The sequence below is a fragment of the Paraburkholderia sp. J7 genome (genome assembly GCF_905220155.1).
Taxonomy (GTDB): domain Bacteria; phylum Pseudomonadota; class Gammaproteobacteria; order Burkholderiales; family Burkholderiaceae; genus Paraburkholderia.
This window is the reverse complement of sequence record NZ_CAJMYZ010000157.1, coordinates 1-229: the sequence shown is the minus strand read 5'-3', so window position 1 is coordinate 229 and position 229 is coordinate 1. Positions and strand designations below refer to the sequence as shown.

1 protein-coding gene is annotated in these 229 nt (G+C 64.6%); it reads right to left on the bottom strand.

Annotated elements, in window-relative coordinates; genetic code table 11:
- Positions 1-229, bottom strand: a 229-nt coding sequence (locus U5A58_RS40765) for a hypothetical protein (protein ID WP_321965490.1), incomplete at both ends; no start/stop codon positions are given.

The following is a 229-nucleotide window of genomic DNA, read 5'->3' as shown; positions in this document are numbered from 1 at the left end:
GCCGCCCAGCGAGCTGGCCGTCGAGCTGGCAAGGGTGTACAGCTGCGAACCGTTCACCGCATCGAAGCTCGACGCGTTCACCAGACCGTTCGCCACGTTGTGCAACGCCACTGCCGAGGTCGCACCCGTGCCACCCAGCGTCACCGAATCATGCGCCGACGAGTCGTACAGCACCGCGTCAGCCAGCTGACCCTGCATGTTCGTGATCTGGCCGTTGATGGTCGTCACA